Source organism: Phenylobacterium sp., assembly GCF_035569475.1.
GTDB lineage: Bacteria > Pseudomonadota > Alphaproteobacteria > Caulobacterales > Caulobacteraceae > Phenylobacterium.
In genome coordinates, this window is record NZ_DATMNA010000081.1 from 1 (window position 1) to 24,744 (window position 24,744).

Sequence of the window (24,744 nt, forward strand, 5' to 3'; positions counted from 1 at the left end):
CGGCGTCGTGGGCCTGAAGCCCGGCCGCGGGCTGGTCAGCCTGAAGGGCGTCCATCCCCTGGCGCCGGCGCTGGATACGGTCGGGGCCCTGGCCAGGGACGTGGCGACGGCCGCCCGAATGCTGGGGATCATCTCGGGGCCCGACGGCGAAAGCGCCGAGCGCGGCCCCTTCGACGCCGAGGCGGCGCTGGCCGGCGAGGTCGAGGGCCGAAGGTTGGCCGCCATCCCGCTGGAGCACCTGGGCGAGGTCGACGCCGACGTGGGCCGCCTCTACCTGGCCGCGCTGGACCGCCTGCGCAAAGCCGGCGTTACCGTCCAGGTGGTGCGCCCGCCGAAGGCGCTGGACGAGAGCTTCGCCCCCAACGGCCTGCTGATGGCCGGAGAGGGCTGGCGCATCTGGCGCGAGCGGATCGAACGGCACGGCGAGGTCATGGACCCCTGGATCGTCAAACGCTTCGAGGTCGGCCGCGACATCTCCGACGAGCGCCTGGCCGAGGCCCACGAGCAGCGCGCCGCGGATCAGCGGGAATTCCACGCCTGGCTCGCCGCCTACGACGGCCTGGCCACGCCCACCTGCCCGATCCCTGGCCCGCCGATGGACCAGGTGGACGAGACCGTCTCCCCGCTCAGCCGCCTCACGCGGGCCGCGAACTACCTGGACCTGCCGGGGATCAGCGTGCCCTGCGGCCTGACCGGCGACGGCATGCCGGTCGGCCTGCAGATCCTCGGCCGCCCCCGCGACGAGGCCGCCGTCGTGGCCCTGGGCGCGGCGTTCGAGAAGGTCAGCGGCTGGAACGGCCGCGCGCCGGACCTGAGCGGCTTCGGCTAGCTTGGGTCAGGTCTTGTCCTTGGCCTTCTTCTTGGTCTTGGCTTTCGCCTGACCGGGCCAGGCGGTGTCCAGCGGCAGCTTCGGGTTGGCCGTGACCTTCAGGTCCGCGCAGTGGTGATAGGTGAACCGGCCGTCAGGGTTGATGCCGTGCTCTTCCATGAACTGGATGATCTGCAGCGAGCAGTGATCGCAGTTGATGTTCGGGATCTTGACGTCGGTCTCGAACTCTTGCCCCGGCACGCGCTGATGGTTCTCGAAGATGCCGTCCGCCAGCACCGGCGGTTTGGGGTTGGGATCGACCTTGGCGGACACCGACACCGGCCCGCGGGGGCCGTCCTTGGTGACATCTTCCGGGTCGGCCGGTAGTTCCGAGCGGTCGAGAACGGACAGCGCCACCCGGAAGTGACCGGGGTGATAGATAGTCGGATGGACGTGGATGTGCAGCATTTCGCCGCCCGCAACGGGCGTGACGACACCCGTCGGCGTCCCGGCGTTCGCGCTCGTCCCGCCGCAGGGACCGAGCTTCTGCGGATCGCCGAGCTGATTCTCCTCGATCCACGACTTCGGCGTCACCAGGATGAAGTGGGCCCAGGTGGCGGCCGGCGCGCCGAGTGCGACAGCGCCGGCCATCAAGGCCGCGGCGATGCGAAATCTCATATCCAGGATCCTCTTGTTCAGCTTGAATCGAGCGTCACCTAACACTGGTCGGGGCGCCACAGATTTCGCGCCGGAGACGATCTTTCCCTAACGTCACTCCAACGCCAGGCGCAGCGCCGGAGGGTGACGGGCCACGGGTGTCGCGCCCCCGTCTATTCGGCCCTCAAGGCCGGGGCCGGCCGCTTGGATAGCGCCTGGAAGGCGGCCAGCAAACCGCCGACCCCCGCCACCAGGGCCGCCGCCGCCAGCAGGGCCGCGACCCCGGCCCAGTCCATGCTCCATTTGGCGTGGAACACCTTGACCACCACCGGCCAGGCCGCGGCGTAGCCCAGGGCCACGCCCGCCGCGCCGGCGATCACGCCGACGGCCCCGTACTCCAGCACATAGGCGCCGAGGATCTGGCCGCGCGAGGCGCCCAGCACCTTCAGCGTCGCGGCCTCGCGGGTGCGGGCCCGGGCGCGCGCGGCGATCGCGCCGGCCAGCACCAGGAGGCCCGCGAGCGCGGCGACCGCGGCGGCGCCCCGCACCGCCAGCGCCAGGCGGTCGAAGAGGTCCGTCGCGGCCTCGAGCTGCTCACGCACGGAGATGACGTTGACGGTGGGGAAGCTGCGGCCGAGTTCGCGGATCACCGCCGCCTCCTGCGCCTTGGAGGCCTTGGCGATGGCGACCTGGCGCAGGTTCGCGCCCTCCATGGCCGAAGGCGTCACCACCAGCGGGAAGCTGGCCCCGAAGCCGCCGAAGTCGACCTTCCTCAGCACCGCCACCTTCGCGTCGATGTCGCGGCCCAGGACCGACAGGGTGACCGCGTCGCCGACCTTGATCTTCTCGCCGCGCGCCACGTCGACGTCCATGGCGACCTGGGCCGGGCCCGCGTAGCTCGCCGCCCACCAGTGGCCGTCCTCGATGCCCGCGCCCTCCGGCTCCGGCCCGATGGCGGACATGGAGATGTCGCTGTCGTAGGCCCAGCGGTCGGAGCGGGCGATCTTTGCGAGATCCACCGGCTGGCCCCGGACCTGGGTGATCCGCCCGCTGACGAAGGGCTCGCGCAGGTAGTTCTTGCTGGTCAGGGGAACGCCGAAGGCGCGACGCACGGCGGCGTCGAACTCGGCCGGGCGGTCGCCGGGGATGTCGGTGAAGACCAGGGCCGGAGCGGTGCGCGGCGCGACCTCCGCCACCTGGTTCAGCAGCGCCGACTGGATCAGCACCACGGCGGCCAGCAGGGCCACGCCCAAACCGATGGCCGGCGAGGCGGTGCGCGCCGCCGAATGCGGTCCGGCGAGGTTGGCGAGGCCGATACGCAAGGGTCCCCTCGCCCCGGCGCGAGCCTTGCCGGCCAGGACCGCCGAGCCCCAGCCCAGCGCCCAGAGCAGGCCGAAGGAGACCGCGACGCCGGCGATCATGATCCCCGCCGCCAGCGGCGTCGGCGCCGTGACCACCGCCATGGCGGCCAGGCCCGCGGCCGCCAGGACCGCGCCGACGATCTCCGGCCCGATCTTGAAGGTCCCCGACAGGTCGCTGCGGAACAGGCTGGCCGGCGGCGTCGAGCGGGCGCGGCCCAGGGGTGCGAGCGAGAAGGCTGCGGCGGACAGCAGGCCGAAGGCGGCGGCCTTGGCCAGCGGCGCCGGATAGACCGCGAACAGCGCCGGGATCGGCAGGCTGTTCTTGATGATCGCGCCCATGACCAGGGGCGCCGCGGCGCCGAACGCCAGCCCGATGGCCACGCCGAGCGCGGCCAGGAACCCGATCTGGATCAGGTAGATGTCGCGGACGAGCTGGCCCTCCGCGCCCAACGCCTTCAGCGTCGCGATCACCGGCTTGCGGGCCTCCAGATAGGCGCTGACCGCCCCGAAGACGCCCAGGCCGCCCGCCACCAGCGAGGCCAGGCCGATGAAGCCCAGGAAATACTCGAGCTGGTCGATCAGCCGATGGATGCCCGGCGCGGCGTCGTCGCGGTCGCGGATCCGGACCAGCCCGCCCAGCCGGCGGTGCAGGTCGGCCTTCGCCGGCGCCAGGGGCGCGCCGGGCGGCAGCTCGACGCGCGCGGTCACCCCGAACGGCAGGCCGGGCGCCATGAAGCCGCCCTGCTGGACCGCCGCCAGGTTGGTGATCACTCGCGGACCAAGGGCGAACCCGCGCGACAGGCGGTCGGGCTCCTGAAGCAGGACGCCACGCACCACCAGCGGCAGGTTGCCGGCCAGGAAGCGGTCGCCGACCTGCATGTGCAGTTTGTCGAGCAGCGACTGTTCGACCACGGCGCCCGCGACGCCGCCCACCGGCGCGATGGCCGCCTGCAACGAGGGCGCGCCCGTCAGCGTGACCTTGCCGGCCAGCGGATAACTGGAGTTGACCCCGCGCAGCTCAATGAGGCGGCGGTCACCGGAGGGCGACTGCGCCATGGCCATGGAGGCGACCGAATAGGACACCTGGCCCGCGTGGCCGAGGATCGCCTGCTCGGCGGGATTGAAGCCGCGCTGGCGCACGGTAAGCGCCAGGTCGCCGCCCAGGATCTCGCCGGCCTGGCTGGCCAGCCCCCGGCGGAAGGCCTCGGCGGTCGAGCCGGCCGCGGCGATCGCCGCCACCCCCAGCGCCAGGCAGGCGAGGAAGATGCGGAAGCCCCGCACGCCGCCGCGCAGCTCGCGCCCCGCGAACCGAAAGCTGAGCGGGGTCATGCGGTTGCGGCGCTTTCCTGGGCGACGCGCCCGTCGCGCAGCCGCACGGTGCGGCCTGCTCGCCTGGCCAGGGCCTCGTCGTGGGTGACCAGCACCAGGGCCGCGCCGGTCTCCGCCACCAGGTCGAACATCAGCTCGGCCACGTGGGCTGCGTTGGCGGCGTCTAGGTTGCCGGTGGGTTCGTCGGCGAACAGCAGCGCCGGGCGCGAGGCCAGAGCGCGGGCCAGCGCCACCCGCTGCTGCTCGCCGCCGGAGAGCTGGTGCGGATAGTGGCGGCCGCGCGCCGAGAGGCCCACCCGTTCGAGCCAGGCCTTGGCGGTCTCGGTCGCGCCGGCCACCCGCGCGATCTCCAGCGGCGCGGCGACATTCTCCTCCGCCGTCATGTTCGGCAGCAGATGGAAGCTCTGGAACACCAGCGACACGCGACCCCGGCGCAGACGCGCGCGGCCGTCCTCGTCGATCCCCGCCAGGTCCTGCCCGAACAGCAGGACCCGTCCGCCCGTCGGCCGCTCCAGTCCCGCCGCCACGGCGATCAGCGACGACTTGCCCGACCCCGACGGGCCGACCAGCGCCACACGCTCGCCACGCCCCACGGTGACATCGAGCCCTCGCAGGATCTCCACCGGCCCGGCCGCGGACGGCAGGGTCAGCGAGACATTGTCGAGGACCAGCGGAGCGGCGGCGTCAGGTTCGGTCAAGGCGGGCCCTTCGAGCGTTCAAGTCGCGTACACGATCCCCTAGATAGGACAGGCGCATGGCCGATACACGACCCCTCTTCCTTTCCCGCCGGACCCTGGTCGCCGCAGGGCTTGCCGCCCTGCCCCTGACCCTGCCGTCCCGGGCGTCGGCGGCGCGGGGCCAGGTGGTCACCATCCTGGGGGATTCGATCACCGCGGGGCTTGGCCTTCCGGCCGCCGCCGCCCTGCCCGCCCAGTTGCATCAAGCGCTGGAGAGGCTGGGCGTTCCCAACGTCGTGCGCGGCGCCGGCGTCTCCGGCGACACCAGCCAGGACGGCGCGGCGCGGGTCGATTTCAGCGTCCAGCCGGACACCCAGGTCGTCGTCGTGGCCCTGGGGGGCAACGACCTGCTGCAAGGCGTCGACACCAGGACCACCCGCGCCAACCTCGACAAGATCCTGACGCGGTTGAAACAGCGCCACATGGGCGTGGTCCTTTGCGGCCTGCGCGCCCCTCCCGAACTGGGCGCGGGCTATGCGCGGGACTTCGACGCCGTGTTCACCGGCCTCGCGAAGGCGCACGGCGTGGCGCTGTTCCCCGATCTGCTGGCCGGGGTGGCGCGCAATCCGGCCCTCAACCAGGGTGACGCCATCCATCCCAACGCCAAGGGCGTGCAGATCATCGCCGGCAAGCTGGCGCCGGTAGTGGCCAAGGCCCTCGCGAAGCGGCCCTGACCGTCCCGGGAGCTAGGTTGCGACGGCTTCCGCCGCCGGCTCCCGATGCGCCCGCGTGCCGCCCAGGATCTTGAAGATCGCGGGCATGGCCAGCAGGACCAGCGGCCCCTGCGCGACCAGGCCGGAGATGATGGCGATCGCCAAGGGCCGCTCCATGGAGGCGCTGCCTCCCAGCGCTAGCGCCAGCGGCGCGAGCGCCAGGATCGCGGCCAGGGTGGTCATGGCGATGGGCCGCAGCCTGTTGAGCCCGGCCTCCACCAGCGCCCGGTCGGGCTCCAGCCCTTCCTCCAGCAGCGCCTCGTATTCGGTGAAGTAGAAGATCGCCACCTCGGTCGTGATACCGAGGATCATGGTCGTCCCCATCAGGGCCATGATGTTGAGCTCGACCCCGGTGATCCATAGGCCGATCGCCACCGCCGAGGCCGCGGCCAGCGGCATCAAGAGGATCGTCACGGCGGTCCGGAAGCTCTCATAGATCACCAGCAGCAGGACGAAGACCGCCGCGACCGCCGCGGCGAACACCATGGCCAGACCCCGGAAGGCCGATTGCTGCTCGGCGAAGAGACCGCCCATCTCGAAGCTCACCCCGGCGGGCAGCAGGCCCGGCTTGGCGACCACCTTCTGGACGTCCTGGGCGGCCGAGCCGGTGTCGCGGCCGGTGACACGGGCGGTGACGGCGTCCATGCGCCGCATGTTCTCGCGGCCGATCTCGGCCTGGCCGGTGACCACCCGCAGGCTGGCGACCCGCGAGAGGGGGAACAGATGGCCGTCGGCCGGCGACTTCAGCATCAGGCCGCCGACCTGGTCGATCCGGGCCCGCGTCGCCGCCGGGGTCCAGACGCGGACGTCGGCCAGGCTGGTTCCCGTCTGGATCTGGGTCGCCACATTGCCGCTCAGCATGCCCTCGATCTGCTTGCTGGCTTCTCCGGCGTCGACGCCCTCCAGCTCGGCCTTCAGCGGATCGACTTCGATCTGCAGCCCGTCGCCGGCGATCACCACACCGGACTTCACCTCGGTGACGCCGGTCACCTTGCCGATGGCGTCGGCGACCACCGGGCCGGTCTTCTGAAGCAGGGCCGCATCGTCGCCGAACAGCTTGACCTCGATCGGCTGCGGCACCGCCGTCAGGTCGCCGATCAGGTCCTCCATGAGCTGCGCCGTCTCGATCTCGACACCGGGCACGCTCCCCTGAACCTTGCCGGCCACCTCGGTCATCACCTCCTCGATCGGCCGCCGGCCGCTGTGCTTGAGGCGGATGAAGAAGTCGCCGGTGTTGGGCTCGGTGAGGCCGCCCCCGAGCTGGACGCCCGTTCGGCGCGAATAGGTGTCGACGTCCGGCGTCGCGCGGATCACGCCCTCGATCTGACGGATCAGCCGGTCGGTCTCGGTCAACGACATGCCGGGCGGGGCGATGTAGTCGAGGATGAAGCCGCCCTCGTCGATCTTGGGGATGAAGCCGCTGCCGACGCTGACGAAGCACAGGCCGCCCAGGCCCGCGAGCACCACGACGCCGGCCACGGCCAGGATCGGCCGCGCCACCACGGCCCGCAGCGTTCCGCGGTAGCGCCGCATGATCCGGCCCTCCGGATCGATGTCCGCCGTCTTCCCGCGCTGCTTGATCAGTTGCTCCACGAGCACCGGCACCAGCCACCAGGCCACGAGGAACGAGATCGTCAGCGCCACGGCCATGGTGATCGACAGCGCCTTGAAGAAGGCGCCGGTGACGCCGCTGAGGAAGGCCAGCGGCAGGAAGATGACGATGGTGGCGGCCGAGGAACTGACCAGCGGCCGCAGGAACTCGCCGACCGCCCGCTGAATAGTCGGGCGGCCCTTGTCCGGGTCTTCGCTGAGCCGGCGCTCGATGTGCTCGATCATCACGATGGCGTCGTCGATGATCAGCCCGATCGCCGCGGCCATGCCGCCGAGCGTCATGATGTTGAAGCTCTGGCCCATGACCTTCAGCGCCAGGGTCGTCGCCGCCAGCACCACCGGCACGGCCACCACCGCGGCCAGAGTCACCTTCCAGTCCCGCAGGAAGATCAGCAGGACCAACGCGGCCAGCACCACGCCGATGATGATCGCGTTGCGCAGCGACGAGGCCGACTCGAGGATCAGGTCGGACTGGTCGTACCAGGCCTTCACCTGCATGTCGGCGGGGCCCTGGGCGCGCGCCTTCTGGAAGGCGGCCTGCACGGCCTTGGCGATCTGGACGGTGTTGCCGCCGGGCTGCTGATAGACGTTCACCAGGACCGCATCGCGGCCATCGGCGGTGACGCGGATCCACTGCGGGGCGGCGGCCGCCCTCACCTGGGCCACGTCGCGCACCCGCACGACCGTCCCGTTGATGGTCTTGACGACCACGTTCTCGATCTGCCGCGGGTCGCTCAGCCGGGAGTCGGTCAGGACCAGCAGGAGCTTGCCGCGGTCCTCGATGCGCCCGGAGGCCGCCAGGACGTTGGCGCCGGTCACCGCGGTCGCGACGTCGTCGACGGACAGGCCGTAGGACCAGAGCTTGGCCGGGTCCGCCTCGATCCGGTACTCTCCGGCCGCGCCGCCCTGGGACATCACCCGCGCGACCCCGTCGATGGTCGAAAGCTGCGGGGCGAGCGTACGGTCGGCGAAACGGCGCAGCTCCACCGGCGTGGCGCGAGCGGACGTCAGGCTGTAGGCGGCGACCGGGAACACCGTCGGGTCCATGCGCCGGACGTCGAACTTGACGCCTTGCGGTAAGGCCGTCTGGGCCCGGGTGAGCGCGGCCTCCACCCGTTGCAACGCCAGATCCATGTCGGATCCCCAGGCGAAGTTGACCGACATCTCGGCCGAGCCGCGGCTGGTGGTGGAGCGCAGGTTCTGCACGCCCGGGATCGCGCGGACCGCCTGTTCCACGGGGCGGGTGATGGCGATCTCCATCTGATCCGGCGGACGGTCGCCCGCGTCGATGGTGACCGCGATCCGCGGGAACAGCACGTTCGGGAACAGGCCGACGGGCATCAGGAAGGCCGCGGCGATGCCGCCGGCGACCAGGATCCCGAGCAGGGTCAGCAGCGAGCGCCGCCGCCGCGAGACGAACTGGGCTGGGCTCATCGGCCGCGGACCTTCACGGTCATGCCATCCTGAAGCTCATAGGCGCCCTCGACCGCCACCTGTGCGCCGGCGGGAAGTTTCCCCTTGATCTCGACATCGTCCCCATGATCGAGGCCCAGGCTGACGAACACCCGGCTGGCCTTGCCGGCGGCGACCACGAACACATGCGGTCCGGTCTCGTCGAAGACGACAGCCGCGCGTGGCGCGACCTGGCCGGGGTGCGAGGCCGTCACCACGTCGCCCACGACGGCGGAGCCGATCGGCAGGATCGCGCCGTTCAGCGGCGCCAGGGCGTCGAGCGTCTTGGTCGTCTGATCGGCGGCGCGCCCGACCATGGCGATGCGCGAGGCGATGGGCGGCCCGCCGAACACCGGGCGCAGCGTGACGGCCTGTCCCACGGCCACCCGGCCGTTCGGCTCCAGGCCGAGCTTCACGGCGGCCAGGTCGGCGCGCGCCAGCACCACCAGGGGCGCGTCCTGGGCCACGTGGTCGCCGTTGGCGGCGGAGACCGTGGTGACGACGCCGGCCCGCGGCGCGCGCAGGCTCTGCAGGCTCTGGCCGCTGCCCTGCTTCTGCTGGGCGGCAAGGGTCGCCTGGGCGTCGGCGAGGCCCTTCTTCGCGGCGGTCAGTTGGTCGGTCGCCGCCAGGCGCTCGTCGTACAGCCGCTGAACGCGGGCGAGCTCGGCCTGGGCGAAGCTCGCCGCGTCCGCCGCCTGGCGATAGGCCATCTCCGATCCCGGGGCGTTGGCGATCTCGACCAGCGCCTGGCCGGCCGAGACGGTCTCGCCGGACCGGACCAGCACGCGCGAGACGATCGCCGCCTTGGGCGCCGCGACCGTCAGGCTCCCGGCGGGATCGGCCTGCACCACGCCATAAACCGAGATCACGTCCTGCACGGTCTCGCTGCGGACGGGAGCCACCGTCACCAGGGCCGTCGGATGCGGCTCGGCGTCAGCCGCCTCGCCGCCGCCGCGCCGCAGCAGCACCAGGGCCACGACGGCGCCGATCGCGATCACCGCGGCGGCGATCATCAACAGGTGTCTGCGGCTCATGGGGCGGCCCTCGATTCAGCGGGTGGCAGGAAGAGAGCCGTCTCCAGGGCGATCTCGGCGAGCCGGGCGGCCAAGGTCTTGTCATCGAGGTCGGCGCGTTTCGAAAGGACGTTCTGAGACAGGGTCAGGTAGGTCTGGCTGTCGATGTCCCGCCGGTCGTAGGCGGCCAGCGCCGGGCGGGACAGGGCCTCCAGCCGCGGGACATCCACGCTCAGCACCGCGACGGCGCTGCGCGCGCCCTCGCGCTCCCGCTCGGCGTTGCGCACCTCGGCGTCGGTCTGGTCGAGCCGCGCCTGGTACTCCGCGCGCAGTTGCTCGCGGGTGGCGTTCTGCAGCCGCACGTCGCCGCGTCCGCCGTTGAAGATCGGCAGGGCCAGGGTGAGCGCCAGGCCCTCGGTGGTGGTGCCGGCCGGGTCCTTGGCATAGTTCGCGGCGATGTTGTTGAGCGGGAATTGCGCCAGGATCGCCTTGCGGACATTGGCGTCCTGCGCGCCATAGCCGGCCTTGAGGGCCAGCAGGTCGGGCCGGCGCTCCGGCAGGTTGGCCAGGGCGTGCTGAACCGAGGCCTCGTCGTAGACCCCGCCCAGCGGCGCCGGCATGAGCGGCAGCGCCACATCGGCGCGCAGGCCCAGCAGGGCGTTGAGGTCCCGGCGGGCCTTCTGGGCGTCGTGGGTGGCGGTGAACAGCTGGTTCTCCGCGTCCAGCTTGACGGCCAGGTCCGCGGCGTTCGTCTGCAGCGTCACGTCGTGGTTTTCCAGGGCATGGGCCGAGCGGGCGTAACGGTCGGCGGCGAGCGCCAGCACCTGGCGAAGCACGGCCGCGCGGGCCTCGTCGGCGAGGGCGGTCTCGGCGAACTGGCGCGCCTGCTGCGCGACGCTCCACTCCGACCACAGGAGGTTGAGGTCCGCGGCCTTGGCCGTATCGCGCGCGGCGCGGCGGTTGTAGCTCCGCGCCAGCAGTCCGGCCAGGTCCAGCCCCGCGCCGAAGCTGTAGGCGGTGTGGTGGTCGGGACCGGAGATCGGCTTGTCCATCGAGGTGGTGATCTGCGGGTCGGGCAACAGGCCGGCCATGAAGACCTGGGCCTCGTTCACGCCCAGCGCCCTGCGCTTGGCCTCGAGGTCGGGGTTGTTGAGCACCGCCAGGACGGCGACCTCCAGGGGCGTGAGCCCGTCGCTGGCGTCGATCCGGATGGTCTTCAGCGGGGCGACGCGCAGGCTGGCGGCGTCGACCTTCAGCCGCTCGGGCGAGGCGCCGAGATCGGGCGAGGCGGGCAAGGGCCGCGCGTGATAGGTCGCGCAGCCGCTCAGGCCCACCGCCGCCGCCAGCACCATCGGCAGCACCCCCCGCATGCCGGCGATGCGCACGCGCTCGGGCGCCCGGCGACCGTTCCTCGGCCGCCGGGTCTCCTTCGCTCGCGCCGTCCCTTGCGCGGCTCGGCTCACTTGCCGACGACGAGGATCTTGAAGCTGCCGGGGATCACCGGCGGACGCCCGCCCGCCGCCGGCCGCGGCCCGAACTCGGCGGCTGGCAGGTAGACACGGCCGCTGCGCAGGTCGATTGCGGCGGTGCGCGCGCTGACCTGGGTTTTCACCGTGTCGACGATGCTGGCCTTGCCCTTGCCGATCGAGACGACGGCCAGGGTCCCGTCCTGGCCCGCCGGCACGAAGGCCAGCTTCTGGCCGGGATCGTAGGCCACGGCGTCGGCGCCCTTGCCGGTCGGCAGGGTGGCGACGATCTTGCCGGTGGGCGCGTCGACGACCACGGTCGAGCCGTCGCAGGCCGCGATCAGTTGCTTGTCGGCCGCGTCATAGGCCAGGCCCGTCGGACCGTCGCAGCCGGCCAGCGGATAGCGGGTGAGCACCGCGCGCTTGCCCAGATCCACGACGACGATCTCGTTCTTGTTCTCGACATTGACATAGGCCTTGCCGGCCCCGTCGACCGCCGCGGCCTCCAGGTCGCCGCCGATCGCGATGGAGCCCACCGCCTTGTGCGCCTTGGGGTCGATCAGGGTGATGTCGCCGCCCCGGTGATCCATCACAAGGACCAGGCCGGAATGGGCGTCGAAGGCCGCCGCGTCCGGGCCCATGCCGGTCTTGACCCGGGCCGCCTCGGCCCCGGTCTTCGCGTTGTAGAACACCGCCTCGGCTGTGCCGCCGTGGGTGACCATCATTTCCGTCCCGCCGTTCACCGGCATGGCGTCGTGCAGGATCGAACCGGGCGCCAGGCCCGGCGTCACGGCCTTGGTGGCGATGTCCAGCGCCAGCACCGAGCCGCCATGCGCCACCAGCACACGGTTGTTGGCGGGATCGACGCGCACATAGTCCCAGCCGCCGTCGGGCGCGGAGATGCGGTCGACGAGGTGATAGCCAGAGCCCGCCGCCTGGGCGGTCAGGGGAACGGCGGCGCAAAGCCCAAGGCAGAGCGCGGCGATACGAGAAACGGTCATGGGTATCCTCCCTATATCCCCTCGCTAGACGCTTCAGGCTGACCAGTCGATGGCGGCCAGATTGCCGAACCCCAATGTTGCGATTTTCACGCGGCTTCGGGGAAGCTGACGCGGGCCTCCAGCCCGGGCTCCGCCGACAGCAGCGCCACCTCGGCCCCATGCAGCTTGGCGACCGCGGCGACCAGCGCCAGGCCGAGGCCGCTGCCCGGCGTCGAGCGGCTGCGCTCCAGGCGGTAGAACCGGTCGAACAGCCGCTCGCGGTCGGCCTCAGGCACGCCCGGCCCGTCGTCCTTCACCGACAGAACCGGCGCGCGCCCCAGGCGAACGGCCGTGACCGTGATCCGCGCGCGTGGGCCGGCATGGCGCAGGGCGTTCTCCACCAGGTTGACCAGCATCTGGGTCAGCAGCTCCGCGTCGCCGTCGACCCAGACCGGGCCCTCGGCGATCAGGCCGAGCGACTGGTGGTTGTCCTCGGCCGAGGGGGCGAAGGCCTCGGTGACCGTCAGGGCCAGGGCCGCCAGGTCGCAGGGCCGGAACGCCGCGCGGCGCGCACCGCTCTCGATCTGGGCGATGCGCAACAGGGCCGCGAAGGTGTCGAGGATCGAGTCCAGGTCGCTGAGCGCCCCCTCGAGCGCCGCCCCCCGATCGCGCGGGTCCGCAAGGCCCGCCTCCAGCCTCTGGCGCAGCCGGGTGAGCGGCGTGCGCAGGTCGTGGGCCACGTCGCTGGAGACCTGCCGCAGGCTCTCCATCAGGCCCGCGATGCGGTCCAGCATGCGGTTGAAGGTCAGCGCCAGGCGGTCGAGGTCGTCGTCGGAGCCGCGCACCGGCACGCGGCGCGCGAGATCGCCGTCGATGATCGCCTCGGCCGTGCCGGAGATCGCCGCGAGCCGGCGATGGACGTCGCGGCTGAGCGCATAGCCGCCGGCCACCCCCAGGATCACGACGCCCGCCAGGGCCACGCCGAACCCGCGCACCACCGCGCCGTCCAGCGCCTCGACCCGCTCCTCCTCGTCGCCGACCATGAGCTTGTAGCCGTTCGGCAGGGCCACCGAGAACATGCGGATCGCCTCGCCGGAGCGCGGCCCGTCGTGCTGCAACGACCAGCCGGCCGCGGTCCGCGCCGCCCCGAGCCGTCCGGCCAGCGGCCGTCCGTCCGGGCCCTGCAGGCCGAAGTCGAGCGCGCCCGGGGTGCTGTCGTGCTCGCGGATGGCGTCGATCACCCCGTGCACGCCCTCGGAGCGGTACTCCTGCACCAGCGCCGCCGACTCCGAGCGGATGCGGGCGTCGAACTGCTCCGACAGCGCCTGGCGGATGCTGAACAGGGTGACGATCCCCAGCGCCACCACCGACAGGGCGAAAAGGGTGGTGTAGAGGGCCGCCACCCGCAGGCCGGTCGCTCCGAACATCTAGTCGGGCTCGCGCAGGACATAGCCCGCCCCGCGGACCGTGTGGATCAGCTCGCGGCCGTGGCCGCGGTCCACCTTGCCGCGCAGCCGGCTCATGTGGGTTTCGACGATGTTGGTCTTCGGGTCGAAATGGAAATCCCAGACGCTTTCCAGCAGCATGGTGCGGGTGACCACGCGCCCGGCGTGACGCAACAGGTATTCCAGGATCTGGAATTCGCGGGGTTGCAGCTCGATGCGCCGGCCGGCGCGCGTGACCGTGCGCTTCAGGAGATCGAGCTTCAGGTCGGCCACCACCAGTTCGACGCGCAGGTCCTGGGTCGGCGGACGTCGCGCCAGGGCGTTCACCCGCGCCTGCAACTCGGCGAAGGCGAAGGGCTTGACCAGATAGTCGTCGGCGCCGGCCTCCAGCCCTTCGACCCGATCGTCGATGCCGCCGAGAGCGGTCAGCAGCAGGACGGGGGTTTTCACGCCCGAGGCGCGGATGGTCCGCAGGATCGCCAGCCCGTCGATCTCGGGCAGCATCCGGTCCAGGATGATCACGTCATAGGGCTCGGCCGCGGCGAGCATCAGCCCGTCGCGGCCGGCCGCGGCGTAGTCGACGGCGTGACCGGCCTCCGACAGCGCGCGCTTCAGGTAGCTCGCCGCCTCCCGGTCATCTTCGACGATCAGCAACTTCATGGCCGAGAACCTGCCTTGAACCGGGGCGGGCGCAAAGGGCGCCGCGCCGCCGCATCTAGTCGGGATGCGCGCCCTCGGCCTTGTTCTCGAGCACCTTGCCGGTCTGGGCGTCCACCCCGACCTCGAAGGTCCTGCCCTTGGACTTGATGTCGAAAGACCAGCGCAGGCCGCTGCCGCCGGCTTCCTTCTCAAGCTCGCGATCCGTGATCTGGCCGGGGCGCGCCTTCGCGGCGATGGCTTCGGCCTGCGCCAACTGGACCTTGGCCTTCGGCGCAAGCTCGTGACCCGCGTAGGTCTCGGCGGCGGCGAACGCCTGGGCCGCAGGCAGGCCGATGGCCAGCGCGGCCGCCGAGAGGATGACGACTATCTTCATGGGAACTCCAGCTAGGCCCCGCAGCGACCGGCAACATGACCGCGGTCAACTTCCCTGGCCGTGGCCCGGGGGATACGGATTCCCAATGTCGGCCGACGGCGCCGGTCCGCGCGGCTCGTCGGGCCGAGCCTGCAGACCCACGGCCCGGCCCGCTCCGGCCTTAGAAGTTCACCTTCAGAGACACCTGATAGTTCCGCTCCGGCTGGAAGTAGTACTGGTCGTAGGGGACCGACTTGCCGGGCGTGATCGAGGTGAACTTCTGGCTGTTGAAGAGGTTGTAGACCGCGCCCTCCAGCCGGTAGCGCCCGAACCGGTAGACCAGGGTCAGGTCGGTCGAATTGTAGCCGGGGATCTTGTAGGCCGAAGGCTCGCCCTCGGCGCCCCAGCTTACGCCGGTGTATTTGTCGATGATCGAGGCGGTCCAGTTCTCGTCCTGGTAGTAGACCCCGGCCGCCGCCGTGGATTTCGGCGCGCCGGCGATCTGCTTGCCGCCGACGACCGTCACGGGGATCCCGTTGATGTTGGTGTTGGCGCCGAGCGCCTTGGCCGAGTTGATGGAGCCGTTGGCGAAGACGAAGATCCGGTCGGTCGCCTGGAAGGTCACCGAGCCTTCAACACCCTTGTAGGTGGCGCCGCCGAGGTTGAAATTGACCGTCTCGAGCCCCGCGACCGGATCGGTCACCGACACCGTCTGCAGCTTGTTCTTGAAGTCGATGTAGTAGAGGTCGGCGTCGAAGGTGATCCGCGAGCCGTGATAGACGACGCCGGTCTGGTAGTTCGTCGACTTCTGCGGCTGAAGCTGGCTGAGCTGGGGGTTGACCACCTGGGTGACGCTGATGTCGGGCACCAGGAAGCCGGTGGCGTACTGGGCGTAGGCCGCCAGATTGTCGCGGATCTTGTAGTTCGCCGTGAAGAAATAAAGCGTCTGGGTGAACAGGTGCGAGTCGTGGAACGGCTGGCGGGACTTCTGGTTGACGTCCGAATTCACGAAGAGGTTTTCGTGCACATATTTGATGCCCGGCGTCAGCGTCAGGTCGGGAGTCACCTTCCACTCGAAATCCACGAAAGGCTCGTATTGGTGCCAGCCTGATTGCTGCTGGTATTCGACGTACTGGGGAATGCCGGGGATCACCTTCTGGCGGTAATCGACGACCTTCTGGGTCCAGTTGTTCAGGCTCAGCGTCGCGTCGTAGTCGTAGCGGGACCGCGGACCGGTGTCGGCCGTCTCGAGCCAGACGCCGGCCTTGATCACGCCGAAGGGCAGTTCCTGGTCGAGGTGCAGGACGTCGCCGTAGATCTTGTAGACATTGAGCTTGGTGTAGCCGGGCACGTCGCCGTTCGCGACCGGCTTGCCGCCCGGGACCTGGGTGATCGCCAGGCCGGTCTTGTTGGCGATGTCGGTGGGCGACAGCGTCGGGTCGAGCGCGGATTCCGTGTCGTTCTTGTAGTAGTAGGAATAGACGGTGTTTTCGAGCTTCAGGGACGGCGTGATGTCGCCATTCAGCTTCGCGTAGTTGAAGTAGGTGTGCTTGGTGACCAGGTTATAGCCGTAGTAGGTCGGGTCCGCCTTGTTGTTGTCGAGGGCGAAGTTCTTGCCGTAGAGCGCCACCTGGGTGAGCGTCGCGCCCGCGTTGTCGTTGGTGTGGATGCGCGTGTAGTTCCAGGTTCCCAGCACCGTCAGCTTCCAGCTGTCCACGATCGGGATGACGCCGCGGACGAACTGGTTGGCCGCCGTGGCCTTGTTCAGGGTCAGGGCGCCGGCCGTGGACAGTTCCTGGAAGTTGAACAGGAAATGGGCGCCGTTGAGCTGATCGAGGTCCCCGGTCGAGAGCTTGGTCACCGATTCGAAGGTGCTCCAGGAGCCCGCGGTCACCGACTGAGAGCCGCCCGCCTCATCGCTCACCTCGGGCGAGAAGATGTTCACCGAGCCGCCGAAGTTGGCGACGCCGAGCTGGCTCGCCTGGCCGGGACCGCGGTCCACGACCACGGCGCCGATCGTCGAGGAAGGGAAGAAGGACGTGGAATGATGGGTCGGGCCGTTGGCGTCGCCCCACGGAATGCCGTCGTAGGTGACGTTGTACTGGCCGTCCTTGAAGCCGCGGATGACGCTCTTGGCCTCGCCAAGGCCCGGGCCGTTGAAGGAGGTCCCGGACACGCTCGGCGAAAGGTTGATGATCTGGGTGTAGTCGGCGGTCGTCGGGATGAACTGGTCGATGGCCTTGCGGTCGATGATGGACATCGGCTCGGTCGCGGTGAGCGGCGTCTTGGTCGGCGCCGCGGTGACGGCCGCGCTCGCGCCGGTCACCACCAGTTCGGACACCTCACGGCCGAAGTCAGGGGTTTCCGGATCGATGTGGACAGGCCCGGCTTCCGAGCCCGCGGCGGCCGCCATAGCGGGCCCCGCGGCCATGGCGGCGACAAGCGCCAAGGCCGAACCTGCAAGCCAAACGGCGCGCGCAGTCCGTGCACGGACAAATGTCGATTGCATTGAGAAACCCCCAAATCATCGGACGGGAATCTCCCGCCGTGACACCCAGCTATTCTTGGAGGTTTGAAAGCCCAGTCTTGCAGGCGTCACAAATCAACGTTTCATGACGCTTCAAACGCAATTGCGTGACGGCCTATACCTTGAACATTATCAACGGCGGCGGAGCGAACGCGCCAGGGGGTTGCGATCAACCGGCCGAGGGCTGCGGCGCGGCGGGGCCGTTGTCGGCCACCTGATCGCGGCCGCCGAGCCGCAGGAGCCCGGTCCAGGCGGCGAGCGCGCAGGCCGCGCCGAGGCACCAGCCGGCCAGAACGTCGCTGGGCCAGTGAACCCCCAGATAGACCCGGCTGAAGCCGATCCCCAGCACCAGGGCGAGCGCGAGGACGAACACCATCCCCTTGGTCCCGCGGTTGGGCTCCAGGCTGGAGATCAGCATGGCCAGGGTCAGATAGGTGGCCGCCGACAGGGTCGAGTGTCCGCTGGGAAAGCTCGCCGAATAGACATAGCTGCCGTGCGGCACGAGGTCGGGGCGAGGCCGGTCGTAGAGGAATTTCAGCCCCTCGCTGGCGATGTCGGCCAGGATCACCGTCCCGGCCAGGATACCGGCATGCCAGCGCTTGCGGTGAAGCAGGAAGGCCAGGACGCCGACGACGGTCACCAGGGTGACGACGGTCACTCCGCCAAGCGCAGTGACGTCTCGCATGGCCTCCTGCAGCGATTGCGAGCCGATGGGATCGCTGATGTCGCCCGGCTCGCGTAGGGCGAGCAGGATCCGGCGGTCGAGGCCCAGCGTCTCGCCCTCGCCCATCTCGCCGCCGATGCCGAAGAAGGCCCACAGCGCGGCCGCCGCGGCGATCATCAGGATCAGGGCGCGGCTCTCGACTCGCTGCAGCAGGTGGCGAAGGATCTGGGGCATTGGCCTCCCGCCGTCAGGCGCCGTGGCCGGCTGGCGCGCCAGCCGGGTCAGCCGAACGCCGGGCGCGGCGCCGGCGGCCAGCGCAGGGTGAGCTCCACCGCGGCCTCAGCCGCGTCGCGGTCCGGATCGGCGCCGTTGGCCACCGTCACCCCGTCCTCGTCATAGACGCACCATCGCCAGCCCTCTTCCACCTGGCTGAGGGAATAGGCGAGCGGCGAGGTTTGCGGCATTGAGCCCGACTCCATAGTGACGATGCCGACCCAAACCCTTAAGGCGCGCAATGGTTTCGCGGCGCCGCAGCAAAGCGGCGGTCTTGCCGGAAATGTGACCGGGGCCGCCTTCAGTCCCCGATATCCAGCAGATTCCGGCCGGCGTCACGCAGGTTCGCGCAACCGGTGAGAACCATCGCCACCGAGAGCTCGGCTCTCAGGGTGCCCAGCATCCGGCTCACCTGAGCCTCGCCGCCGGCGCCCAGCGCATAGGCCCAGGCGCGGCCGATGAAACAGGCCTTGGCCCCCAGCGCCATCGCCTTCAGCACGTCCAGGCCCGAGCGCACTCCGCCGTCCATATAGACCTCGAGGTCCGACCCCACGGCGTCGGCGATCCTCGGCAGGGCCGAGATCGAGGAGCGCACCCCGTCCAACTGCCGCCCGCCATGGTTGGAGACCACCAGGCCCTGGGCGCCGGCCTTGACCGCGCTCTTCGCGTCCTCCGCGTCCAGCACGCCCTTGATGACGATCGGCCCGTCCCAGGTCTCGCGCACCCAGTCCATGTCGGCCCAGGTGACCGAGCGGTCGAAGTTGCGCGCCACCCACGAGAGGAAGTCGGTCACCCGCCCATGGCGCCCGCCGACCGCGCCCGCCACCGAGCCCAGGGTGTGCGGGCGGCCGTTGGCCCAGACGTCCCACAGCCATTGGGGATGGGTCAGGCCGTCCCAGGCCTGGTTCAGCGCGCCGGAAACGCCGGTGGAGCCGGTGAAGCCGGACCGCACGTCGCGATAGCGCGCGCCGGGCGTCGGCAGGTCGACGGTGAACACCAGCACCGGGCAGCCCAGCGCTTTCACGCGGCCCAGCAGCTCGCGCATATAGCCGCGGTCCTTCAGCATGTAGAGCTGGTACCAGGGCGGCGTCCCGGCGCCGGCCGCCACCTCGCCCGCGTCGCAGACCCCCATGGCCGAGAGGCAGAAGGGCACGCCCATGGCCTTCGCCGCGCGGGCCGCCTGGACCTCGCCGCGACGGGCGTACATGCCCGCCATGCCCACCGGCGCCAGCGCCAGCGGCATCGCCAGCGTCTGGCCCAGGGTCGTCACGCCCATGTCGAGGGCCGACATGTCGCACATGACCCGCTGGCGCAGCGCGATCGCCTCCAGGTCGGCGACGTTGCGCTTCAGCGTCACCTCCGCGTAGGAGCCGCCGTCGATATATTCGAAGAAGATCTTCGGAAGCCTGCGCCGCGCGAGCTCCCGATAGTCCGAGACCGAAGCCGCGCGCAAAGCGCCCTCCTTTTGAAGCCGGCGAAGTTGGACCCCGATGCGCGATCGGGCGCAAGCCTCAGGCGACGGCCAGGCCGATGCGCCTCACGCGGCGGCCGCCTGGGGCGGGACGCTCATGATCCAGACCTGATGGCCGCGCGCCAGCAACTCGCCGCGCTCCGAGAACAGCGCCACGCCGGCGGTCTCCTTGCGGCCCTCGCGGATGAGCGGCCAGGCGGTGACGATGCAGGTCTCCCCGGCCTTCGGTCGGCGAAGCACCTCGCCGGTCATGGTGCCGAGCAGCGCGCCGTGACGGCCCTCCCTGACCACCCAGGCGAAGAAGCCGGGGCAGTCCAGCGCCGCCCAGATCACCTCGGTGGGGACCAGGCCCTCGCCGTCGGCGAAGGCGGCGTCGGGCGTCCACAGGCAGGCCACGTGGCCCTGCGGCGCGCCCTCCAGCCGGCCCGGGAAGACCCGCAGGCCGTCGCCCTCGTGACGCTCGGGGCCGCAGGTGAAGCAGATCGGGTGGATGCGCTGCTCGTGGCCCAGATACCGCTGGCCGGCGGCGCGGGCGGCCTCGAGGGCGGGCGGCGCCGGCGGGTCGGGCAGCAGGCTCGCCGCGGCGGGGGCGCCCCGGCCGATCAGCCCGCCCGCCGCGTCGGTCATCACCGCCGCCCCCTCGGCCAGGGCGATGTCGAGGTCGACGTCCAACGGCACGCGGGCCCGCAGGACCGAGGTCACCGGGCCTTCGATGTCCTTCGCCAGGACGCCGCAGACATAGCCGCCGTTGCCGGAGTTGGGAGGCCCGCAGAACTGCTGGGCGATGACGATCTTGGCCAAGGTGAATCGCTCGAGGTCTAAAGGATCAAATCAATGGCCAAGGCTTTTCCACGGAAGCCTGGGGCGGCGAAAGCTCAAAATGGTCGCCGGCGGCGTTGGACCGCGCGGGGCGCTGCGCTAGTTTGCGCCCGACATGCCCCGATGGGCGGATTCGACGCGACGACGACAAGGAGATGCCGGTGAGCGAGCGGTTGGAACGGCCCTGGGCCCTGATGCGCCACCACGCCGGCTGGGCGGACGTCTTCCACATCGAGACCGAGAGCAACGACTCCATCACCGGCTTCTATCCGGACCGTGAGACCGTGGGCCCGCCGGTGACCTATTCCGTGCGCGCGGTGCTGGCGCGCTTTCCGACGCTCGAGGCCGCCCGCGCGGCGCGCGAGGGCGCGGTCGCCGAATGGCGCAAGCACGACGCGGGCGTCCGCGACGCCGAGGCCGCCCTCCGCGACGCCGAAAAGGCCCGCGAGGACGCCTGGCTGAAGTGCCTGCGCGACGCCGCGGAGCGCTGATTTCGGCCGTTAGGGCTGGGCAGCGGCCCGGTACTTGGCGTGGCAGGCGCCGCAAGCCACGCCGACAGCTCGGGCCTGGGCCTTGAGGGCGTCGGGGTCGGCGGTCATGGCCGCCTGTTCGAGTTTGGCGGTCTCGGTCTGGAGCTGGGTCGTCGCCGCCGCAAAACCCTCCGCGTCGGTCCAGATCTCCGCCTTGGCCGCGGTCTTCAGGCCCGTTTCGGGGCCGCTGCCTTTGGGGAACCAGGCCGGCAGGGCCGCGGCAGAGGCTCTCAGACGGGACGCGCCGGACGCGAGGGCGGCCTTGTCCGGCGCGTCCTTCTTCAGCTCGTCGTTGATCGCCCTGAACGCGGCGTTCAGCTCGCGGAAATGCGCCTGGCGCGCCGTCAGCGCCTGACCGGCCGGCGTGATCGTCGCCGCGGGTGGGACCGGCTCGGCGGCTCGGGCCCCGACGGACGCCAGGCCCAGCGCCGCCAGGGCCGCGATCAGGGTCTTGTGGGCCATGGCGCGGTCTCCGTGCGGACGCCTGGACGCCCGTTCGAACCGATGTGAAAGGATCGCACCGGCGGCGTCAACGCGCGGGCGTCTTCGCGCCCTGCTGCGCCGTCTGCAGGCCCGGCGCGGCGGACTTCACCGGCGCGCCTTGCGCCTTGCCCTCGGCCATCAGGCTCGCGCAGTTGGCGTCCTTGGCGAGGCCGGCGTCGACGAACGGCAGCAGGATCGCAACCGGGGAGAGCAGCGCGCCCAAGGCGAGCGCCACGCCGCCCTGGGCGATGGCGCGGCCCTTTTCGACGCCGATCTTGGGGGACAGCATCGGGCCGCTGACGGTGATCGGGGCGAACAGCCGCACGAGCTGGAACTTCTTCGGATGGCCCTGGACCCGGAACTGCAGGTGTTCGGTGTCGAGATTGACCGTGCCGTCGCCGTCGATCAGCACCGGGCCGGTGTCGACGATCAGGCGGTCGGCGTTGAGCACGCCGCCCTTGGCGTTGAAGTGGAGGATTCCGCAGCGCAGCGGCGTGGTCGTCTGATTCTTGGCGAACAGCAGGCCAAGGCCCTTGATCACATCGACGCCGGCCAGTTCGGCGAGCGACTGGCGGATCTCGCCGCCCGGCGCCACGAACATCACCTCGCCGTTGGCGTCGGCCATCGCGTCATGCACGGAGTCGCCGCTGCCATGCAGCCGGGCCCGGCCGGCGACCGTCCCCACCACCGGGGGCGCGCCCTGGAACTTCACCGGCAGGAGGCTCTCCAGCCGGGCGTTGACCAGGCGAAGGTCCAGGTCCGTGATCGCGTCGTTCTTCCGTCCGTCGAGTTGGACGAAGCCCTGCACCCTCCCCTGCGGAAGGTCGAGGTCGAGGGGTTCGGCGCGGAGGATCCCATCCTTCAGCTTCACCCGGGTCGAGCCGGACTTCAGATGGATCGGCGCGTCGGTGATCGAGGCCGCCTTGTAGGTCACGTCGGCGTCGAGGGCGCGGATGCGCTCGAAGTTCAGGGTGGCGTCCGGGAAGATCCGCGCCTCGGCCTGCATCTTCTGCGCGACGGCGACCTGGGTCGGCGAGGCGATCTTGCCGACCTTGCGCGATCCGCCGAACAGGGCGCCCAGGTCGGGGAAATCGAGGCTCTGCGAGCGCAGGTCCGCGGTCAGGAACGGCCGCTTGTCGCCGGTGCGCACCGACAGCGAACCGCTGAGGTCGCTGCTGCCCACCTTGCCGCCGATGCCGTCCAGCTTCCACAGGTGGACGTCGCGCGAAAGCCGGGCGTGCAGGCTGTAGGGTGGCGTGTTCGGCAGCGGCACGCCGGTCAGGCCATAGAGGTCCGACAGGTCCGGGCCGCGGCTGGTCACGTCCATGTAGAACTGGCTGAGGTCGAAGGGCTTGGGCACCGCGCCCCTCGCCGTCACATAGGTCTGGCCCGCGCGGATGTCGGCGTCGAACGGATAGGCCTTGTTGCGGTCGATGTTCAGCAGCGGGCCGCCGGTGACCTGCAGGTTGAACGGCTGGGCGTTAAGTTCGCCGTGGCCGGTCATCTGGAAACCGCGGTTGGCGGCGCCGAGTTGCTCCTTGGCGTCGACTGTGCCGCTGAAGCTGAGCTTGCGCTTTTCGTCGCGGTAGTCGAGCCGGCCTCCGTCGATGACGAACTTGCGCACCGGCGGCAGGCGCAGCGGCGCGTCCGGCTTGGCCCCGTCGGAGAAGTCCCAGGTCGCCCGACCCTCGGTGTCCCGGTAGAGCGCCGCCCTGGGCTGGTCGAACTCCAGCAGGCGCAGGTCCAGGTGGCCGCCCAACAGGGGCAGCAGGCGGAGTTGCACGGCGATCCGGTCGATGTCGGCGAGGTCGGCCTTGCCCGCCCACGCCGGATTGGCGATGCGCACCTTCTCGACCGTGGCGCTGGGTTGCCAGGACCACAGGTGCACACGCAGGTTCCCGTCGATGCTCACCTGCCGATGGATCCGCGCCGAGGCGATCGCCGCCACCGGCCCGCGGAACCAGTTCCAGTCCCAGATGGCGGCCAGGATCGCGGCTGCCGCCGCCAGCGCGAGGAAGGCCCCTCCGGTCCAATAGAGCGTGCGGCGCGGCCTGCGCGCGCCCGACGCTGTGTCGTCGCGCCCACCCTCGTTGGGTGTCGTGGCGGTGTCAGTGGTCAATATTTCGCTCCGCGGCGCCCAGACCTGCTCAAACGCACGACGGTCGATTAGGCGCCGCCTAGTGGGTGACGCCCCGCCCGGACAGGGCGGAAACCGCCGTCGCGGCGAGGATACGCAGATCGAAGGCCAGCGACATCCGTTCCAGATATTCGCGGTCCAGTCGGGCCTTCTCCGGAATCGGCAGCTCGTCGCGGCCGTTGATCTGGGCCCAGCCGGTCAGGCCCGGGCGCAGGGCGTCGACGCCGGCCGCCGTGCGGAGCGCCACGAGGTCGTCCTGGTTGAACAGCGCGGGCCGCGGACCCACCAGGCTCATGTCGCCCTTCAGCACGCTCCATAGCTGCGGCAGCTCGTCGAGGCTTGTGCGGCGCAGGAACCGGCCCAGCGGCGTCACCCATTGCTCGGGGTCGGCCAGCAGGTGCGTCGCTACGTCCGGGGCGCCGGTGCGCATGGTGCGGAACTTGGGCATGGCGAAGATGCGGTTCTTCCGCCCCACGCGGCGCGACCAGTGCAGCGCCGGCCCCGGGCTTTCCAGCCGCACGGCCAGGGCCAAGCCCGCCAGCAACGGCGACAGCAGGACCAGGCCCGCCAATCCGCCCGCGATATCCAGGGCCCGCTTCAACGCCGCTCCCGCCGCCTAGGCCGCGCAAGACCGCGGCGCAGCCGGTTGTAAGCAAAGCCGCGGCGCCTGTCAGTCCGCCTTGGGCGCGGCCGCCTTCTTCTTCGCCTTGGGCGCAGCCGCAGGTTCGGCGAAGGCCTCCGCAGGGGCCGCATCGACAACCGCAGGCTCGGCCGGTTCCGGCGCGAGGGTTTCCAGCACCGGGGAGATCGGCGCGGCCTCCCCGTCCATGGGCTCCCGCTCCGGCGCAACTTCGGCCTGGGCTTCGAGGACCGGCGCGGGCGCAGGCTCCTCCACCGGCTCCGGCGCGGCCTCGACCACCGGTTCGGCGGCGACCGCGGCGATGGGCTCGGGCAGGGTCTCGACCACCGGTTCCGCGGCCTCGATCGGCGGAGCCTCCAGCGCGGCCGTTTCCGTCTCCATGGCGGTCTCGAACTTCGTGGCGGCCCCGAACATCGCCTCCAGATTCGCCGGACGCGCCCAGCGGGTCATCCACCACCAGGTCGCGCCGCCGACGGCCACGCCGGCGAACAGGCCCCAGAGCGGCGAGGCCAGGCCCACGGGCACGCGCATCAGGGTTTGCGGCTTCGCAAGGCTGTCGGTTTCGGGGGCGAAGGACATGGCGGTCTCCTGCAGCGGATTGTGCGCCGCAACATAT

22 protein-coding genes are annotated in these 24,744 nt (G+C 70.9%); 3 read left to right on the forward strand and 19 right to left on the reverse strand.

The genetic code is table 11. From position 1 onward, the window contains the following. A partial coding sequence (locus VNW53_RS12270) for an amidase (protein ID WP_325555951.1) occupies nucleotides 1-829 on the forward strand: 829 nt, incomplete at its 5' end. Between the two features lie 6 nt (nucleotides 830-835). Here the strand turns inward: VNW53_RS12270 and VNW53_RS12275 are convergent. The 3 genes from VNW53_RS12275 to VNW53_RS12285 all read right to left on the reverse strand — a co-directional run bounded on the left by VNW53_RS12275 (nucleotide 836) and on the right by VNW53_RS12285 (nucleotide 4,853). Beyond that, nucleotides 836-1,486, reverse strand: coding sequence for an SCE4755 family polysaccharide monooxygenase-like protein (locus tag VNW53_RS12275; protein ID WP_325555952.1), 651 nt, complete (start codon nucleotides 1,484-1,486; stop codon nucleotides 836-838). A gap of 152 nt (nucleotides 1,487-1,638) precedes the next feature. After that, nucleotides 1,639-4,155: an ABC transporter permease gene (locus VNW53_RS12280; protein WP_325555953.1), complete on the reverse strand. Its 2,517-nt coding sequence runs from the start codon at nucleotides 4,153-4,155 to the stop codon at nucleotides 1,639-1,641. After that, complete coding sequence (locus tag VNW53_RS12285) at nucleotides 4,152-4,853, reverse strand: ABC transporter ATP-binding protein (RefSeq protein ID WP_325555954.1); 702 nt, start codon at nucleotides 4,851-4,853, stop codon at nucleotides 4,152-4,154. The genes VNW53_RS12280 and VNW53_RS12285 overlap by 4 nt, the downstream gene beginning before the upstream one ends. A 56-nt stretch (nucleotides 4,854-4,909) precedes the next feature. Here VNW53_RS12285 and VNW53_RS12290 point away from each other — a divergent pair, with 56 nt between their 5' ends. Continuing rightward, the gene (locus VNW53_RS12290; RefSeq protein ID WP_325555955.1) at nucleotides 4,910-5,566 is read left to right on the forward strand and encodes a GDSL-type esterase/lipase family protein; all 657 of its coding nucleotides are present in this window, start codon (nucleotides 4,910-4,912) and stop codon (nucleotides 5,564-5,566) included. A 12-nt stretch (nucleotides 5,567-5,578) separates the two neighbouring features. Here the strand turns inward: VNW53_RS12290 and VNW53_RS12295 are convergent, their stop codons facing one another. From VNW53_RS12295 to VNW53_RS12350, 12 genes are all read right to left on the reverse strand, one after another. Continuing rightward, on the reverse strand, nucleotides 5,579-8,650 hold the full coding sequence (locus VNW53_RS12295) for an efflux RND transporter permease subunit (protein WP_325555956.1): 3,072 nt from the start codon (nucleotides 8,648-8,650) through the stop codon (nucleotides 5,579-5,581). After that, entirely contained in the window at nucleotides 8,647-9,702 is a 1,056-nt protein-coding gene (locus VNW53_RS12300) for an efflux RND transporter periplasmic adaptor subunit (protein ID WP_325555957.1), read from the reverse strand. Before VNW53_RS12300 ends, VNW53_RS12295 begins: the two co-directional genes overlap by 4 nt. After that, nucleotides 9,699-11,066, reverse strand: a complete 1,368-nt coding sequence (locus VNW53_RS12305) for a TolC family protein (protein WP_325555959.1) — start codon at nucleotides 11,064-11,066, stop codon at nucleotides 9,699-9,701. The genes VNW53_RS12300 and VNW53_RS12305 overlap by 4 nt, the downstream gene beginning before the upstream one ends. Before the next feature lie 74 nt (nucleotides 11,067-11,140). Beyond that, nucleotides 11,141-12,148: a hypothetical protein gene (locus VNW53_RS12310; RefSeq protein WP_325555960.1), complete on the reverse strand. Its 1,008-nt coding sequence runs from the start codon at nucleotides 12,146-12,148 to the stop codon at nucleotides 11,141-11,143. Between the two features lie 86 nt (nucleotides 12,149-12,234). After that, a complete protein-coding gene (locus VNW53_RS12315; protein ID WP_325555962.1) occupies nucleotides 12,235-13,554 on the reverse strand; it encodes a HAMP domain-containing sensor histidine kinase in 1,320 nt (439 codons plus the stop codon). Continuing rightward, complete coding sequence (locus VNW53_RS12320; RefSeq protein ID WP_325555963.1) at nucleotides 13,555-14,232, reverse strand: response regulator transcription factor; 678 nt, start codon at nucleotides 14,230-14,232, stop codon at nucleotides 13,555-13,557. 55 nt (nucleotides 14,233-14,287) lie between these two features. After that, entirely contained in the window at nucleotides 14,288-14,605 is a 318-nt protein-coding gene (locus tag VNW53_RS12325; RefSeq protein ID WP_325555964.1) for a PepSY domain-containing protein, read from the reverse strand. 160 nt (nucleotides 14,606-14,765) lie between these two features. After that, nucleotides 14,766-16,997 carry a TonB-dependent receptor gene (locus VNW53_RS12330; RefSeq protein WP_325555965.1) on the reverse strand — a complete coding sequence of 744 codons (2,232 nt, stop codon included), beginning with the start codon at nucleotides 16,995-16,997 and terminating at the stop codon, nucleotides 14,766-14,768. 283 nt (nucleotides 16,998-17,280) lie between these two features. Continuing rightward, entirely contained in the window at nucleotides 17,281-18,009 is a 729-nt protein-coding gene (locus VNW53_RS12335) for a phosphatase PAP2 family protein (protein WP_325555966.1), read from the reverse strand. Between the two features lie 47 nt (nucleotides 18,010-18,056). After that, nucleotides 18,057-18,239 carry a hypothetical protein gene (locus VNW53_RS12340; RefSeq protein ID WP_325555967.1) on the reverse strand — a complete coding sequence of 61 codons (183 nt, stop codon included), beginning with the start codon at nucleotides 18,237-18,239 and terminating at the stop codon, nucleotides 18,057-18,059. 110 nt (nucleotides 18,240-18,349) lie between these two features. After that, entirely contained in the window at nucleotides 18,350-19,501 is a 1,152-nt protein-coding gene (locus VNW53_RS12345) for an L-lactate dehydrogenase (protein ID WP_325555968.1), read from the reverse strand. Nucleotides 19,502-19,585: 84 nt separating this feature from the next. Then, the gene (locus VNW53_RS12350; protein WP_325555970.1) at nucleotides 19,586-20,320 is read right to left on the reverse strand and encodes a hypothetical protein; all 735 of its coding nucleotides are present in this window, start codon (nucleotides 20,318-20,320) and stop codon (nucleotides 19,586-19,588) included. A 179-nt stretch (nucleotides 20,321-20,499) separates the two neighbouring features. On the opposite strand from VNW53_RS12350, the gene VNW53_RS12355 reads away from it, so the two are divergent. Continuing rightward, nucleotides 20,500-20,829 (forward strand): hypothetical protein, encoded by a 330-nt coding sequence (locus VNW53_RS12355; protein ID WP_325555971.1) that lies wholly within the window; start codon nucleotides 20,500-20,502, stop codon nucleotides 20,827-20,829. A gap of 9 nt (nucleotides 20,830-20,838) precedes the next feature. Here VNW53_RS12355 and VNW53_RS12360 read toward each other — a convergent pair whose 3' ends face one another. From VNW53_RS12360 to VNW53_RS12375, 4 genes are all read right to left on the reverse strand, one after another. After that, a complete protein-coding gene (locus tag VNW53_RS12360) occupies nucleotides 20,839-21,330 on the reverse strand; it encodes a cytochrome c (protein ID WP_325555972.1) in 492 nt (163 codons plus the stop codon). A 67-nt stretch (nucleotides 21,331-21,397) separates the two neighbouring features. Further along, nucleotides 21,398-23,470 (reverse strand): AsmA family protein, encoded by a 2,073-nt coding sequence (locus VNW53_RS12365; RefSeq protein WP_325555974.1) that lies wholly within the window; start codon nucleotides 23,468-23,470, stop codon nucleotides 21,398-21,400. A 58-nt stretch (nucleotides 23,471-23,528) separates the two neighbouring features. Beyond that, complete coding sequence (locus tag VNW53_RS12370; protein WP_325555975.1) at nucleotides 23,529-24,089, reverse strand: sugar transferase; 561 nt, start codon at nucleotides 24,087-24,089, stop codon at nucleotides 23,529-23,531. A 69-nt stretch (nucleotides 24,090-24,158) separates the two neighbouring features. Further along, complete coding sequence (locus VNW53_RS12375; RefSeq protein WP_325555976.1) at nucleotides 24,159-24,707, reverse strand: hypothetical protein; 549 nt, start codon at nucleotides 24,705-24,707, stop codon at nucleotides 24,159-24,161. Nucleotides 24,708-24,744: the final 37 nt, after the last annotated feature.